The organism is Zobellella taiwanensis, from assembly GCF_003012795.1.
GTDB lineage: Bacteria > Pseudomonadota > Gammaproteobacteria > Enterobacterales > Aeromonadaceae > Oceanimonas > Oceanimonas taiwanensis.
The window spans coordinates 18,331-33,886 of the sequence record NZ_PXYH01000020.1 but is presented as its reverse complement, the minus strand read 5'-3'; the positions used below and the strand labels follow the sequence as shown (position 1 = coordinate 33,886).

The 15,556-nt window shown below is 65.5% G+C and carries 15 protein-coding genes; 14 read left to right on the top strand and 1 reads right to left on the bottom strand.

Going from position 1 to position 15,556, the window contains the following annotated elements; translation table 11 throughout:
- Positions 1-3 precede the first annotated feature (3 nt).
- The 5 genes from C7I36_RS13415 to C7I36_RS13395 all read left to right on the top strand — a co-directional run bounded on the left by C7I36_RS13415 (position 4) and on the right by C7I36_RS13395 (position 5,182).
- The gene (locus C7I36_RS13415; protein WP_106454208.1) at positions 4-1,158 is read left to right on the top strand and encodes an acyl-CoA dehydrogenase family protein; all 1,155 of its coding nucleotides are present in this window, start codon (positions 4-6) and stop codon (positions 1,156-1,158) included.
- Between the two features lie 266 nt (positions 1,159-1,424).
- Positions 1,425-2,201, top strand: coding sequence for an enoyl-CoA hydratase (locus C7I36_RS13410; protein WP_106454207.1), 777 nt, complete (start codon positions 1,425-1,427; stop codon positions 2,199-2,201).
- Between the two features lie 172 nt (positions 2,202-2,373).
- The gene (locus tag C7I36_RS13405; RefSeq protein WP_106454206.1) at positions 2,374-3,507 is read left to right on the top strand and encodes an enoyl-CoA hydratase/isomerase family protein; all 1,134 of its coding nucleotides are present in this window, start codon (positions 2,374-2,376) and stop codon (positions 3,505-3,507) included.
- A 14-nt stretch (positions 3,508-3,521) separates the two neighbouring features.
- Complete coding sequence (gene mmsB / locus C7I36_RS13400) at positions 3,522-4,418, top strand: 3-hydroxyisobutyrate dehydrogenase (RefSeq protein WP_106454205.1); 897 nt, start codon at positions 3,522-3,524, stop codon at positions 4,416-4,418.
- 2 nt (positions 4,419-4,420) lie between these two features.
- Positions 4,421-5,182 (top strand): SDR family NAD(P)-dependent oxidoreductase, encoded by a 762-nt coding sequence (locus C7I36_RS13395; protein WP_106454204.1) that lies wholly within the window; start codon positions 4,421-4,423, stop codon positions 5,180-5,182.
- 180 nt (positions 5,183-5,362) lie between these two features.
- Here C7I36_RS13395 and C7I36_RS13390 read toward each other — a convergent pair whose 3' ends face one another.
- Positions 5,363-7,012, bottom strand: coding sequence for an electron transfer flavoprotein-ubiquinone oxidoreductase (locus C7I36_RS13390; protein WP_106454203.1), 1,650 nt, complete (start codon positions 7,010-7,012; stop codon positions 5,363-5,365).
- 279 nt (positions 7,013-7,291) lie between these two features.
- Between C7I36_RS13390 and C7I36_RS13385 the strand changes: the two genes are divergently transcribed.
- The 9 genes from C7I36_RS13385 (at position 7,292) to surE (ending at position 15,555) form a co-directional block, all read left to right on the top strand.
- Positions 7,292-8,041, top strand: a complete 750-nt coding sequence (locus tag C7I36_RS13385; RefSeq protein WP_106454202.1) for an electron transfer flavoprotein subunit beta/FixA family protein — start codon at positions 7,292-7,294, stop codon at positions 8,039-8,041.
- Positions 8,041-8,973, top strand: coding sequence for an electron transfer flavoprotein subunit alpha/FixB family protein (locus C7I36_RS13380; protein WP_106454201.1), 933 nt, complete (start codon positions 8,041-8,043; stop codon positions 8,971-8,973). Before C7I36_RS13385 ends, C7I36_RS13380 begins: the two co-directional genes overlap by 1 nt.
- 241 nt (positions 8,974-9,214) lie before the next feature.
- The gene (pyrG, locus tag C7I36_RS13375; protein ID WP_106454200.1) at positions 9,215-10,852 is read left to right on the top strand and encodes a glutamine hydrolyzing CTP synthase; all 1,638 of its coding nucleotides are present in this window, start codon (positions 9,215-9,217) and stop codon (positions 10,850-10,852) included.
- 85 nt (positions 10,853-10,937) lie between these two features.
- Positions 10,938-12,239, top strand: a complete 1,302-nt coding sequence (gene eno / locus C7I36_RS13370) for a phosphopyruvate hydratase (RefSeq protein ID WP_106454199.1) — start codon at positions 10,938-10,940, stop codon at positions 12,237-12,239.
- Positions 12,240-12,341: 102 nt separating this feature from the next.
- A complete protein-coding gene (ftsB, locus tag C7I36_RS13365; RefSeq protein ID WP_106454198.1) occupies positions 12,342-12,632 on the top strand; it encodes a cell division protein FtsB in 291 nt (96 codons plus the stop codon).
- Positions 12,629-13,318 carry a 2-C-methyl-D-erythritol 4-phosphate cytidylyltransferase gene (gene ispD / locus C7I36_RS13360; protein WP_106454197.1) on the top strand — a complete coding sequence of 230 codons (690 nt, stop codon included), beginning with the start codon at positions 12,629-12,631 and terminating at the stop codon, positions 13,316-13,318. The genes ftsB and ispD overlap by 4 nt, the downstream gene beginning before the upstream one ends.
- Entirely contained in the window at positions 13,315-13,791 is a 477-nt protein-coding gene (ispF, locus tag C7I36_RS13355; protein ID WP_106454196.1) for a 2-C-methyl-D-erythritol 2,4-cyclodiphosphate synthase, read from the top strand. Before ispD ends, ispF begins: the two co-directional genes overlap by 4 nt.
- Positions 13,788-14,828, top strand: coding sequence for a tRNA pseudouridine(13) synthase TruD (truD, locus tag C7I36_RS13350; protein ID WP_106454195.1), 1,041 nt, complete (start codon positions 13,788-13,790; stop codon positions 14,826-14,828). The genes ispF and truD overlap by 4 nt, the downstream gene beginning before the upstream one ends.
- Positions 14,809-15,555, top strand: coding sequence for a 5'/3'-nucleotidase SurE (gene surE, locus C7I36_RS13345; protein ID WP_106454235.1), 747 nt, complete (start codon positions 14,809-14,811; stop codon positions 15,553-15,555). The genes truD and surE overlap by 20 nt, the downstream gene beginning before the upstream one ends.
- Position 15,556: the final 1 nt, after the last annotated feature.

The following is a 15,556-nucleotide window of genomic DNA, read 5'->3' as shown; positions in this document are numbered from 1 at the left end:
GCCATGGACTTTGAACTGAGCGACGAACAGCGGGCCTTTGCGGCCCTGGCCGACGACTTCGCCCGCAACGAGCTGGAGCCCCATGCCGCCGACTGGGACCGGGATCACTACTTCCCGGTCGAGACCTTGCACAAGGCGGGCGGGCTGGGCCTCTGCGCCATCTATACCCCCGAGTCCGCCGGCGGCCTGGGGCTGAGCCGGCTTGATGCCAGCATCATCTTCGAGCGCCTGGCCATGGGCTGCACCTCCACCACCGCCTTCCTTACCATCCACAACATGGTGACCTGGATGGTGGCGAGCGCCGGCAGTGCAGAGACCTGGGCGCGCTGGGGCGAGGGGCTGGTCAGTGGACGGCTGCTCGGTTCCTACTGCCTGACCGAGCCCAACGCCGGCTCCGACGCCGCCGCCCTCAGGACCAGCGCCCGCCGCGACGGCGACCAGTATGAGCTGAACGGCAGCAAGATGTTTATCTCCGGCGCCGGCAGCACCCAGGTGCTGGTGGTGATGGCCCGCACCGGCGGCGAGGGCGCGGGCGGCATCTCCGCCTTCGCCCTGGACGCCGACAGCCCCGGCATCGTCTACGGCCGGCCCGAGGACAAGATGGGCTGGAACAGCCAGCCCACCCGCACCGTCACCTTCGAGCGGGTGCGGGTACCCGCCGGCCAGCGGCTGGGGGCGGAGGGCGAGGGCTTCAAGCTGGCGATGAAGGGGCTGGACGGAGGCCGTATCAACATCGCCAGCTGCTCGGTGGGCACCGCCCAGCAGGCCCTCAACAAGGCGCGCCAGTACCTGCAGGAGCGCAGTCAGTTCGGCTGCAAACTGGCCGAGTTCCAGGCGCTGCAGTTCAGCATCGCCGACATGGCCACCGAGCTGGTGGCGGCGCGTCAGCTGGTGCGGCTGGCGGCAAGCCGACTCGATGCGGGCCATCCGGACGCCACCACCTACTGCGCCATGGCCAAGCGCTTTGCCACCGACGCAGGCTTCAAGGTGTGCGATCAGGCGCTGCAGCTGTATGGCGGCTACGGCTATATCCGCGAATACCCGCTCGAGCGTTACCTGAGGGATACCCGGGTGCACCGTATCCTGGAGGGCACCAACGAGATCATGCGGCTGCTGATCGCCCGCCGGGTACTGGCGGAAGGCAGCGGGGAGCTGTGATGGGTTCGCAGAGGGCTCTTGAGTTGAGGTCAGTACCTGTGTGCCAGTTCGGTGATGCCGTCCGTGAGATGGGCGGAGGAGACCAAAGGGGGCCGCTCGCCGACACGCTGCAAGCACGTCCATGTGGGCTCGGACATGCCATCCCTGGCATGTCACGGTCGGCTCCTCGGCCCCCTTTGGTCTCCTTTTGAACATGAGCGGCGTCTGCGTCATAGCTGTTCCCGGCGTTCTATCGCCACTGGCCATAGTCATAGAGAGGTGCACCCATGACCACCACCATCCGTTTTGAACAACAAGGCCATACCGCCATCCTGACCATGGACAACCCGCCCGCCAATACCTGGACGGCGGCAAGCCTCTCGGCCCTGGCCGAGTGGGTGGCGCAACTGAACGCCGACCGGGAGATCTGGAGCCTGGTGCTGACCGGGGCGGGGGACAGGTTCTTTTCCGCCGGGGCCGATCTCAAGCTGTTCGCCGACGGCGACCGGGCGGTGGCGCGGGAGATGGCGCGGCGCTTCGGCGAGGCCTTCGAGGCCCTGAGCCGGTTTCGCGGCCTGTCCATCGCCGCCATCGACGGCTACGCCATGGGCGGCGGCCTGGAGGCGGCTCTGGCCTGCGATCTGCGCGTGGCCGGCCGGCAGGCGGTGATGGCCCTGCCCGAGGCCAAGGTGGGGCTGCTGCCCTGCGCCGGCGGCACCCAGAACCTGACCTGGCTGGTGGGCGAGGGCTGGGCCAAGCGCCTTATCCTCTGCGGCGAGCGGCTGGATGCCGAGCGGGCCCTGGCCATCGGCCTGGTGGAGGAGGTGGTGCCACAGGGGCAGGCCCTCGATCGGGCCCTGGCGCTGGCCCGCCAGGCGGAGCAGCAGAGCCCCTCGTCGCTGGCCGCCTGCAAGCGGCTGATCCAGTCGGCCCGCAGCCAGCCCCTGGCGCAGGGCTATATCCGGGAGCGGGAGGAGTTTGTGGATTTGTTCGACACCGAGGATCAGCGGGAAGGAGTCAACGCCTTCCTGGAGAAACGCCCGCCCCAATGGCGCAACCGCTAAGAGAGGACGGGCAGCGCTGGGGAGTGTGGTGAGGACAAAGGGGGCTGCTCAGCCGACCCTCCGCGCCAGGGAGGGCGCGGCGGAGCCCCCATGGATGGGTTTACGGCGTGTCGGCGGGGCAGGACGCTTTGGCCGAAAACTCCAGATTTCAAGCAGGTTTCAAGGAGGCTGAATGAGCCTGATAGTCGAAGAGCATGCCACGGGCGGCGGCCGGCGTATCGGCCGGCTGGTGCTCGACAACGCGCGCAGCCTCAACGCCCTGAGCCTGGAGATGATAGAGCGGATGCTGCTCCAACTGGCCGCCTGGCGGCAGGATGAGGGGCTGGTGGCGGTGCTGCTCGAAGGCGCCGGTGACCGGGCCTTCTGCGCCGGCGGCGACGTGGTGGGGCTGTACCGGGCCATCACCTCGGCCCGGGAGACTGGCCCCCTGGATGACCTGGGCCTGGGGCCCATCCCCGAGCCGGCAGCGCGTTTTTTCGAGCGGGAATACCGGCTGGATTACCTGCTGCACCGCTACCCCAAGCCGGTGATCTGCTGGGGCGGCGGCATCGTCATGGGCGGCGGCCTGGGGCTGTTCACCGGCAGTCATCAGCGCATCGTCACCGAGCACAGCCGGCTGGCGATGCCGGAGGTGACCATCGCCCTCTACCCGGACGTGGGCGGCAGCTGGTTCCTCAACCGCCTGCCGCCGGGACTGGGGGAGTTTATCGCCCTCACCGGCTGCCAGCTCAATGCCAGCGACAGTCTCTGGCTGGGGCTGGCCAACAGGGCCATCGCCGCAAGCCGGCGGGCCGAGTTGCTGCCCCGCCTGCAGGACGTGGCCGAGTGGCGGGATCCCACCGCGGCGGTGGGGCTGGTGCTGCGGCAATTGGAAGCGGCGTCGCTTGATGTCTTCACCGGCCAGTCCTCGCCCCTGCGGGAGCACCAGGACGCCATCCGCCGGCTGATGGACCGGGATCGCCTGGCGGACCAGGTGGCAGCCATCCTCGGCGCCGACATCGATTCCCCTTGGTTCGAGCGGGCCCGGCAGGGCCTGGCGGCGGGCAGTCCGCTGGCCATCCGGGTGATAGCAGAACAACTGCACCGTTGCCGGTACGGCTCCCTGGCCGAGGTGTTCCGCCTGGAGCTGGCGTTGTCGGTGCAGCTGTGCCGGCATCGGGAGTTCGCCGAAGGGGTGCGGGCCCGGCTTATCGACAAGGACAACCACCCCGGCTGGAGCTTCGGGACCCTGGAGCAGGTGGACGAGGCGCTGCTGGCGGCCCTGTTTACCCCGCCCTGGCCCCGGAGCCCATTGCAGGATCTGTAACGGAGGCAAGCACCATGGCAACCATCGCATTTATCGGTTTAGGCAATATGGGCGGCCCCATGGCCGCCAACCTGGTCAAGGCCGGACACAGGGTACAGGTGTTCGATCTGCAGCCCGAGGCGGTCGGCCGGGTTGCCGGGGCCGGCGGTATCCCGCAAGCCAGCGCCACCGAGGCAGTCAAGCATGCCCAGGTGGTGATCTCCATGCTGCAGAGCGGCCGCCAGGTGGAGGCGCTCTATATGACGGGCCAGGATCCCCTGTTCGGGCGGATGGCGCCGGGCACCCTGGTGATCGACTGCTCCACCATAGATGCGGCCACCGCCAAGGCCACGGCCCAGCGGGCCACGGCCCATGGCCTGGACTTTATCGATGCTCCCGTGTCCGGCGGCGTGGCCGGGGCCCAGGCCGGCACCCTCACCTTTATCGTCGGCGGCAGCGAAGATCAGTTCGCCCGGGCCGAGCCGGTGCTGCACCAGATGGGCAAGAAGGTGTTCCATGCCGGCCCCCACGGCGCCGGGCAGATGGCCAAGGCCTGCAACAACATGCTGCTGGCGGTGTTGATGGCGGGCACCTGCGAGGCGCTCAACATGGGCATCAACAGCGGCCTGGATCCCAAGGTGTTGTCGGAGATCATCAAGCAGAGTTCGGGCAACAACTGGGCGCTGCAGCTCTACAACCCGGTGCCGGGGGTGATGGAGCAGGTGCCCGCCGCCCGGGGCTACCGGGGCGGCTTTCAGGTCAACCTGATGTGCAAGGATCTGAACATCGCCATGGAGCTCAGCCGGGACAGCGGCTCGCCGGTGCCCATGGGCGCCGCCGCCAAGGCCCTGTTCAACCTGCACCAGGTGGCGGGCCACGGCGAGTTCGACTTTTCCAGCCTGTTTAGGATGTTCCGGCAAGGAGGCGAATAGCCATGGAGATCAGGGGCAAGGTGGTGGTGATCACCGGTGCCGGCCGGGGCCTGGGACAGGCCATGGCCCGGCAGCTGGCGCGCCAGGGTGCCAGTCTGGCGCTGGTCGACAACAACGAGCAGGATCTGGCCAAAAGCGGCGAAATGGTGGCCGCCACCGGGGCCCGGGTGGCGGTGCACCTGTGTGACATTGCCGACGAGCAGCAGGTGGCGGACAGCTTCGGCCACATAGTACGGGAGCTGGGCGGGCTGGACGTGTTGGTCAACAACGCCGGCCTGATGCGCGACGCCCTGCTGATCAAGCTGGAGGAGGGCAAGCCGGCCGGCAGGATGAGCCTGCAGCAGTGGCAGCAGGTGGTGGACGTCAACCTCACCGGCACCTTCCTGTGCGGCCGGGAAGCGGCGGCCATCATGGCCGAGCGGGGCCAGGGCGGCCTTATCGTCAACATTTCCTCGGTGGCCCGGGCCGGCAACCGGGGCCAGAGCAACTACGCGGCCACCAAGGCCGGGGTGGCGGCCCTGGTGGTATGCTGGGCCGGCGAGCTCAGCCGCTACGGCATCCGGGTGGCGGGCATTGCCCCCGGGGTGATCGCTACCGCCATGACCGCCCAGATGAAACCCGAGGCGATGGAGCGCATCACCCGCAACATCCCCCTGGGGCGCCTGGCCACAGTGGAAGAACTGGTGCACAGCCTGGAGTACATCATCGAGAACGACTACTTCCATGGCCGTATCCTGGAAATGGACGGCGGCCTGCGGCTGTAGGACTAAAGTCTAGCTTGTCTGAATGCTCGTCCGGGAGTAATGTTTTTGCAACGCAAGGCAACGGACGTGCCTCTCTGCGTTAACAGAGCGAACAAGAAAACCCTAATAACCACAGCCATATCCCTGAATGCAATGATTCCCTCCACTCATGGGATCACTGCCTTCAGGGTTTTTTTATGGCTACATATTGGGGTAGTTGGGGCCGCTGCCTCCTTCCGGCGGCACCCAGCGGATATTCTGGGCCGGATCCTTGATGTCGCAGGTTTTGCAGTGCACACAATTGGCGGCGTTGATCTGGAAGCGGGCTTGTCCTTCCTGCTCCACCACCTCGTAGACCCCCGCCGGGCAATAGCGCTGGGCCGGTTCGTCATAGCGGGGCAGGTTGTCCCGCAGCGGGACTGCCGGATCCTGCAGTTGCAGGTGGCAGGGCTGGTCTTCGTCGTGGCCGGTGTTGGCCAGATAGACCGACGACAGCCGGTCGAAGGAAAGCCTGCCGTCCGGCCTGGGATAGTCCGGCTTGCGGCTCTTCGCCGCCGGGGCCAGGGTGGCGTGATCCGGCGTTCTGTCGTGCAGGGTGAAAGGCAGCCAGCCCCCCAGCAAGTTGTGGCTGAGGACATTGAGGGCGCCGCCCAGCCAGGGCCCCAGTTTGTGCAGGGCGGGCACGAAGTTGCGGCTTTGATGCAATTCCTGGTGCAGCCAGGACGAGCGCAGGGCGCTGGGGTAGGCGGCCAGGCTGTTGCCGCCGGTATCCCCCGCCGCCAGGGCCTGCACCACCGTCTCGGCGGCCAGCATGCCGGATTTCATGGCGGTGTGAATGCCCTTGACCTTGGCGCCGTTGAGGGTGCCGGCGTCGCAGCCCAGCAGCAGGGCGCCGGGCATTGTCATGCGCGGCAAGGAATTCAGGCCGCCCTTGGTGATGGCCCGGGCACCGTAGGCCAGCCGCTTGCCATCGTACAGATGGCGGGCCAGCAGCGGATGGTGCTTGAGGCGCTGGAACTCGTCGAAGGGGCTGAGGTGGGGGTTGCGGTAGTTGAGATCCACGATAAGCCCCACCGCCGCCTGGCCCTCGTCGCCGTGGTAGAGAAAGAAGCCGCCGCCGCTGTCTTCCTCGAGTGGCCAGCCGGCCCCGTGCAGCACCAGGCCCGGCCGGTGGCGCGCCGGATCGAGCTGCCACAGCTCCTTGATGCCGATGGCGTAATGCTGGGGATCCCGGCCCTGATCCAGGCCGAAGCGGGCGATCAGCTCTTTGCCGATATGGCCGCGGCAGCCCTCGGCGAACAGGGTGTAGCGGGCGCGCAGTTCCAGGCCCGGCACGTGACTGGCCTTGGGGCTGCCGTCCGCCGCCAGCCCCATATCGCCGGTAAGCACCCCGGTCACCCGGCCCTGCCCGTCGTAGAGGGGCGCCTGGGCGGCGAAACCGGGAAAGACGGCCACCCCCAGTTGCTCGGCCTGAACGGCCAGCCAGCGGCACAGGTTGCCGAGGCTCACGATAAAGTTGCCCCTATTGTGCAGGGGGGCGGGCACCAGGGCGGAGGGCAGCTCCAGGCCGCCATGTTCGCTGCTCAGCATATAGAAACGATCCTCGGTGACCGGGATGTGCACCGGGGCGCCCCGTTCCCGCCAGTCGGGAAACAGCTCGTCCAGGGCCCGGGTCTCCAGCAGGGCGCCGGACAGGATATGGGCGCCCACCTCGGCGCCCTTCTCTACCAGGCAAACGCTCAGGGCCAGATCCCGGGACGCGGCTTGCTGCATCAGCCGGCAGGCGGCGCTCAGGCCGGCCGGGCCGGCGCCCACTATGACCACGTCAAATTCCATCGACTCCCTTTCCATGTTCCGGCTCCGAACCTGGGCACATGGCTAAAGTATTGTATTGGTTGCGGTATTTAACAAACCCCCGGGCGGCAGGATCGGCGGGGATGGATTAGTATTAAGTCATTGTTCCCAATAGCGCAGCATCGACCGGGTACCGGACGCAGACACGCCGTAAACCCATCCCTGGGGGCTCCGCCGCGCCATCCCTGGCGCGGAGGGTCTGCTTACCGATACCCGGTCGCAGCCCGGAGCAACCACTGGTTATCCAACACATATCCCACAGAGCCGGGGGCAGGCATGAAGGTACTGGTCACGATAAAGCGGGTGATTGACTACCACGTCAAGGTCAGGGTCAAGGCGGATCAGAGCGACGTGGATCTGGCCAACGTCAAGATGGCGGCCAACCCCTTCTGCGATATCGCGGTGGAGGAGGCGGTGCGCATGAAGGAGAAGGGCTGGGTGTCGGAAATCGTCGCCGTCTCCGTCGGCCCCGCCGCGGCCCAGGAGCAACTGCGGGCGGCGCTGGCGCTGGGAGCGGACCGGGCGGTGCTGGTGCAGAGCGACGAGGTCGCCGAGCCGCTCACCGTGGCCAGGCTGCTGGCCGCCTTGTGCGAGCGGGAGCGGCCCGGGCTGGTGCTGCTCGGCAAGCAGTCCATCGACACCGACAACAACCAGGTGGGGCAGATGCTGGCGGCGCTCACCGGCTGGCCCCAGGGGACCTTCGCCTCGCGCATCGAGCTTGAAGGCGATGAACTCCGGGTCACCCGGGAGGTGGACGGCGGCCTGCAGACCCTGGCGCTGGCCCTGCCGGCGGTGGTGACCACGGATCTCCGGCTCAACGAGCCGCGCTATGCCTCCCTGCCCAATATCATGAAGGCCAAGCAGAAACCCCTGGAGACCCTGACCCCGGATGAACTCGGCATCACGCCCAGGGCCCATTGCCGGGTGCTCAGGGTGACGCCGCCGCCGGTGCGCAAGGCCGGCATCAAGGTGGCCGACGTGGCCGAACTGGTGGACAAGCTCAAGCACGAAGCGAAGGTGATCTGATGACGACCCTGGTGATAGCGGAACACGACAATGAATCCCTGAAACCGGCCACCCTGCATGTGCTGGGGGCCGCCGCCCGGCTGGGGACGGACATCGAGCTGCTGGTGATGGGCCAGGGCTGCCGGGCGGTGGCCGAGGCCGCCGCCCGGCTCGGGGTGTGCAAGGTTTTGCTGGCGGATCACGACGGCCATAAGCACCAGCTGGCGGAAGCGGGCGCGGCCCAGGTGGCGGCCCTGGCGGGCGGCTACAGTCACCTGCTGGCGCCGGCCACCACCTTCGGCAAGAACCTGATGCCGAGGGTGGCGGCCCTGCTCGACCTAGGCATGGTGTCCGAGGTGATCGCCATCGAGGCGCCGGATACCTTCGTCCGTCCCATCTATGCGGGCAACGCCATCGCCACCGTGCAGTCCCTCGACGCCATCAAGGTGCTGACGGTGCGCGCCACCGCCTTCGAGGCGGTGGTGCCGGGGGAGCAGGCCGCCCCCATCGAGCCGCTGGCGCCCGTCGCCGGCCCGGCTGGCAGCCGGTTCGTGGGCGAGGAGCTGAGCCCGAATGAGCGGCCCGAACTCACCTCGGCGCGGGTGGTGATCTCCGGCGGCCGGGGCCTGGGCTCGAAGGACAACTTCGCCTTGCTGGAACGGCTGGCGGATCGGCTTGGCGCCGCCGTCGGCGCCAGCCGGGCGGCGGTGGACGCGGGCTTTGCCGCCAACGACATGCAGGTGGGCCAGACCGGCAAGATAGTGGCGCCCGAGCTCTATATCGCCGTGGGCCTGTCCGGCGCCATCCAGCACCTAGCGGGGATGAAGGACTCCAGGGTGATAGTGGCCATCAACAAGGATGCGGAGGCGCCCATCTTCCAGGTGGCGGATTACGGCCTGGTGGCGGACTTGTTCGATGTGCTGCCCGAGCTGGAGCGACGGCTGGAATCCTAGACATGGCTTTGTCTGATCGGCATCAAATTTTGATGGTTACATTTTGTTGTAAAAAAACTACAAGCGGCGTTATAGTGGTGCTCAGTCTGCCGCCGGCAGCCGGTTCGAATGCAGAGTCGGAAAGGGGTCTGGTGCCGAGCCAGGGCATTGTTTCATTGTCGTTATAGGGCATCTTGCGTATACTATGACCCCGTCTTGAATTCCACACTTCATTCGTTCCCTAGCTTTCTTCAGGTTCAGCATGACGACTAAATATATTTTTGTTACTGGCGGGGTTGTATCCTCTCTGGGTAAAGGCATTGCAGCCGGTTCCCTGGCGGCCATCCTCGAGGCTCGCGGTCTCAACGTGACCATCATGAAGCTGGATCCCTACATCAACGTGGATCCGGGCACCATGAGCCCCACCCAGCACGGTGAAGTCTTCGTGACAGACGACGGGGCGGAAACCGACCTGGACCTGGGCCACTACGAGCGTTTCATCCGCACCAAGATGACCCGCCGCAACAACTTTACCACCGGTCGGATTTACGCCGATGTGCTGCGCAAGGAACGGCGCGGCGACTACCTGGGCGCCACCATTCAGGTGATCCCCCATATCACCAATGCCATCAAGGACAGGGTGATCGCGGGCGCGGAAGGCCACCAGGTGGCCATAGTGGAAATCGGCGGCACCGTCGGCGACATCGAGTCCCTGCCTTTCCTTGAGGCCATCCGCCAACTGGCGGTGGAAGTGGGCCGTGAAAATACCCTGTTCATGCATCTGACCCTGGTTCCCTATATGGCGGCGGCCGGCGAAGTGAAAACCAAGCCGACCCAGCACTCGGTGAAGGAGCTGCTGTCCATCGGCATTCAGCCCGATATTTTGATTTGCCGCAGTGATCGGGCCATCCCCGCCAACGAGCGCAGCAAAATCGCCCTGTTCTGCAACGTGTCCGAAAAGGCCGTTATCTCCCTGAAGGACGTGGACTCCATTTACAAGATCCCGGCGCTGCTGCGTTCCCAGGGGCTGGACGAACTGGTGGTGCGTCGTTTCGCGCTGGATTGTCCGGTCGCCGATCTGTCCGAATGGGAACAGGTGATTTACGAGGAAGCCAATCCGGTGGGGGAAGTGACCATCGGCATGGTGGGCAAGTACGTTGAATTGCCCGATGCCTACAAGTCGGTGAACGAGGCGCTCAAGCACGGTGGCCTGAAGAACCGGCTCACCGTCAATATCAAGTATATCGACTCCCAGGATCTGGAAAGCAAGGGCCTGGGGCTGCTCGAGGGCCTGGATGCCATCCTGGTGCCCGGCGGCTTTGGCGAGCGCGGGGTCGAGGGCAAGATCATGGCGGCCCGTTACGCCCGGGAAAACCGGGTGCCTTACCTGGGTATCTGCCTTGGCATGCAGGTAGCCTTGATCGAATACGCCCGCAATGTGGCCGGCCTGGAGGGAGCCCACTCCACCGAGTTCGACAAGCAGAGCCCCTACCCGGTAGTGGGCCTGATCACCGAATGGGTGGACGAAGAAGGCAAGGTGGAAGTGCGCGATGAGCTGTCGGATCTGGGCGGCACCATGCGCCTGGGAGCCCAGCTGTGCCACCTGGAGCCGGGCTCCAAGGTACATGCCCTGTACGGCTCCGATACCATCTATGAGCGCCATCGCCACCGTTATGAAGTGAACAACCGGCTGCTGCCCAAGATTGAAGCGGCGGGCCTGAAGGTGACCGGCCGTTCCGCCGATAAAAAACTGGTGGAGATCATCGAAAACCCGGATCACCCCTGGTTTGTGGCAGCCCAGTTCCACCCGGAATTTACCTCTACGCCCCGCGATGGCCATGGCCTGTTTGCCGGCTTTGTGAAAGCGGCCGGACAGTATCAGCAGGGCGAGCTGGAATAACCTGATCCTGCGGCCGAGCCAGCTGGCTTGGCCGTATTTTTTAGTGCTTTGTTATTTTTGCTTTCAACTCATGAGGAAATTGAGAATGGCTAAGATCGTTAACGTGATCGGTCGTGAAATCATCGACTCCCGCGGCAACCCCACAGTGGAAGCCGATGTCTATCTGGAAGGTGGTTTCATGGGCCGCGCCGCGGCGCCCTCCGGTGCCTCCACCGGCTCCCGCGAAGCCCTGGAACTGCGTGACGGCGACAAATCCCGCTTCCTGGGCAAGGGCGTGCAGACCGCCGTGGCCAACATCAACGACAAGATCGCCGCCGCCCTCGCCGGCAAGGACGCCACCCAACAGGCCGAGATCGACCAGATCATGATCGACCTGGACGGCACCGACAACAAGGCCAGCCTGGGCGCCAACGCCATCCTGGCCGTGTCCCTGGCCACTGCCAAGGCCGCCGCCGCCGCCAAGGGTATGCCCCTGTACGCCTGGATTGCCGAGCTGAACGGCACCCCGGGCCAGTTCTCCATGCCGCTGCCGATGATGAACATCATCAACGGCGGCGAGCACGCCGACAACAACGTCGATATCCAGGAGTTCATGATCCAGCCGGTCGGCGCCAAGAACATCAAGGAAGCCCTGCGCATCGGCGCCGAGGTGTTCCACAACCTGGCCAAGGTACTGAAGGCCAAGGGCCTGTCCACCGCCGTGGGTGACGAGGGTGGTTTCGCCCCCGACCTGGAGTCCAATGCCGCCGCCCTGGCCGCCATCAAGGAAGCCGTGGAGCAAGCCGGCTACGTGCTGGGCAAGGACGTGACCCTGGCCATGGACTGCGCCGCCTCCGAGTTTTTCGACAAGGAAAAGGGCAACTACAACCTGAAGGGCGAAGGCAAGATCTTCTCCTCCCGGGAATTCACCCACTACCTGGAAGCACTGACCCAACAGTACCCGATCGTCTCCATCGAAGACGGCCTGGACGAGTCCGACTGGGACGGCTTTGCCTACCAGACCCAGGTGCTGGGCGACAAGATCCAGCTGGTGGGTGACGATCTGTTCGTGACCAACACCAAGATCCTGAAAGAAGGCATCGACAAGGGCATTGCCAACAGCATACTGATCAAGTTCAACCAGATCGGCTCCCTGACCGAGACCCTGAACGCCATCAAGATGGCCAAGGACGCCGGCTACACCGCCGTCATCTCCCACCGCTCCGGTGAGACCGAAGACGCCACCATCGCCGACCTGGCCGTGGGCACCTGTGCCGGCCAGATCAAGACCGGCTCCATGAGCCGTTCCGACCGTATCGCCAAGTACAACCAGCTGATCCGCATCGAGGAAGAGCTGGGCGCCAAGGCGCCCTACCGCGGTCTGGCCGAGGTGAAAGGCCAGGCCTGAAGCCCGCGTCAGCACTGACTGCAAGTGAAACCCCGCCCAGTGCGGGGTTTCTTTTGTTCGGCCTGCGAATATGGGAAACTAGCGCGTCATCGAGGAGGACCCATGCGTACGCTGACGCTGATACTGCTTGCCTTGCTGGGTGCCCTGCAGCACCACCTGTGGCTGGGCAAAAACGGCCTGGCCGAATACCATCAGGCACAGGCCAATGTAGCCCGCCAGATGCAGGACAACCAACTGCTGGTGGAGCGCAACGCCCTGCTTTACCGGGAAATAGAAGATCTCAATAGCGGCCTGGCGGCGGTGGAAGAGCTGGCGCGCAACGATCTGGGCATGATCAAGCCCGGTGAAACCTTCTACCGCTTGCTGCCCGCCGAAGACCGGAGCGTGCGATGAGTCGCGGCATCACCGCCGTGGTACCCGCCGCCGGTGTGGGCCGGCGCATGGCATCGGTCGTTCCCAAGCAATACCTTTCCCTGGCCGGTCGTACCGTGCTGGAGCATACGGTGCTGGGGCTGCTCGAACATCCGGCGATTGACCGGGTGGTGGTGGCCATAGGCGCGGAGGATGCGTGGTTTGGCGAACTGGGGCTGGCCCGTCATCCGCGTATCCGCCGGGCGCCGGGTGGGCGGGAGCGGGCCGATTCGGTGCTCAATGCCCTGGCCCTGGTGGAAAGCCGGCGGGTGCTGGTGCACGACGCGGCCAGGCCCTGCCTGCATCCGGCCGATCTCGATGCCCTGCTGGCGGTGGCGGATCACCCCCAGGGCGCCATCCTGGCCTGCCGGGTCCGGGATACCATGAAGCGGGGCGATGGCCGGGGTGCCATTGCCGAAAGCGTGCCCCGGGAAGAGCTGTGGCATGCCCTGACGCCCCAGTGTTTTGACACCGGCGTGTTGCGCCGGGTACTGGCCGATGCCCTGGCCGCCGGCCAGGCGGTGACCGACGAAGCGTCGGCCATGGAGTGGGCCGGTTTCCATCCCTTGCTGGTGGAAGGCCGGGCCGACAATATCAAGATTACCCGCCCGGAAGATCTGGCCCTGGCCGAATTTTTCCTGCAGCAGCGACAAGAGAGTAACAGATGATGCGAATCGGGCACGGTTTTGACGTGCACAAATTTGGTGGTCAGGGACCCTGTATCCTGGCCGGGGTGGCGGTGCCCTACGAACAGGGGCTGCTGGCTCATTCCGACGGTGATGTGGTCCTTCACGCCCTTTGCGATGCCCTGCTCGGGGCTATCGGCGCCGGTGACATCGGCCGCCATTTCCCGGACACCGACGCCGCCTTCGCCGGTATCGACAGCCGCATCCTGCTGCGCGACGTTTACAACCGGGTTCGGCAGGCCGGCTGGGTGCTCGGCAACGCCGATATCACGGTGCTGGCCCAGGCCCCGAAGCTGGCGCCCCATATCGACGCCATGGTGGCCAATATCGCCGCCGATCTGGAAACGGAGGCCGGCCGGATCAATGTCAAGGCCACCACCACCGAACAACTCGGCTTCGTCGGCCGCAAAGAGGGCATGGCGGCGGAAGCCGTGGTGCTGCTGGTGAACCCATGAACCCCTGGCATTATCTCCATGGCGAGCCGGAGCTGAGCGGCCGCCTCAAGGTCGTACCCGAAGATTTCGTGGTGCGGGAAGATCTGGGCTTTTCCCCCAGTGGCGAGGGTGAGCATATCCTGCTGCACGTGCGCAAGCGCGGCCAGAATACCCAGTGGGTGGCCCGGGAGCTGGCCCGGCTGGCGGGGGTGGCTCAGCGCGATGTGACCTGGGCCGGGCTCAAGGACCGGCACGCGGTGACCGAGCAGTGGTTCGGGGTGCACCTGCCGGGCAAGGATATGCCCGATTTTTCGCCCCTGGAAAACGAGGATGTACAGATCCTGGCCATTGCCCGCCACCATAAGAAGCTAAAGACCGGTGCCCTGAAAGGCAATTATTTCGAACTGATCATCAGCGACTTGAGCGGCGCCGGCGATCTGGATGTCCGCCTGGCCGCCATTGCCGCCCGGGGGGTGCCCAACTACTACGGCGACCAGCGTTTCGGCCGGGATTACGGCAACCTGGAGCAGGCCAGGGCCATGTTTGCCGGTCGGCGTATCAAGGATCGCAACAAGCGTTCCCTGTTTCTGTCGGCGGCGCGCAGCTACCTGTTCAATCTGGCGGTGAGCCACCGGCTGGCGGCGGGGCTGGGCGAGCAGTTGCTCGATGGCGACTGCGTTATGCTGGCCGGCAGCCAGTCGTTTTTTACCCTGGGCGAGGACAACCCGCTGGATGAGGCCATGCAGGTGCGCTTCGCCAGCGGCGATATTCGCCTGAGTGCGCCCCTGTGGGGGCGGGGACGGCTGCCGAGCCTGGATGAGGCCGCTGCCCTGGAACAAGCGGCGCTGGCCGATCAGGAAGCATTCTGTAGCGGGCTCGAGGCCAATGGCCTCAAGCAGGAGCGGCGAGCCCTGCTGCTCAGGCCCGACGATCTGGCCTGGCAGCGCGAGGGCGACCGGCTGCGGTTGTCGTTCTGGTTGCCGGCGGGCAGTTATGCTACCAGCCTGGTCAGGGAAATCTGCAAGGACACGGGACATGATGAAGATACTGGTGAGTAATGATGACGGGGTCAATGCCCTCGGTATCAAGACCCTGAGCCGGGTCCTGTCGGAGTTCGCGGAAGTGGTGACGGTAGCCCCCGATCGCAACCGCAGCGGGGCCAGTCACTCCCTGACCCTGGAGGTGCCGCTGCGGGTCGACAAGCTCGATGAAACCGGTTTCTATTCGGTCAAGGGCACCCCCACCGACTGTGTGCACTGGGCCGTCAACCACCTGCTCGAACCGGATCCGGACCTGGTGGTGGCGGGTATCAACCACGGCGCCAACCTGGGCGACGACGTACTCTATTCCGGTACCGTGGCGGCGGCCACGGAGGGGCGCCACATGGGGCTCCCTGCCGTGGCGGTATCCCTGTGCGGCGACCGCCATTTCGAGTCCGCAGCCCACTACGCCGGCCTGCTGGTGCGGGCATTGCTAAGGGCCCCCCTGGCCTCGGATCAGATCCTCAACGTCAATGTTCCCGACTTGCCGCTGACGGAGATTCGGGGTATCAAGGTGACTCGTCTGGGGAACCGGCATCGTTCGGAAGGGGTGCTCAGGGAATTCGACCCCAGGGGCAAGCCGATTTACTGGATCGGTCCTCCCGGCGCCAAGCAGGATGCGGGCGAGGGAACCGATTTTGACGCAGTGGAGCGGGGGTTTGTCTCGATCACGCCATTAACCATCGACATGACCGCCCATGGCCGGATGGCGGCGCTGAATGACTGGATAAAAGAAGTGGAGTAAC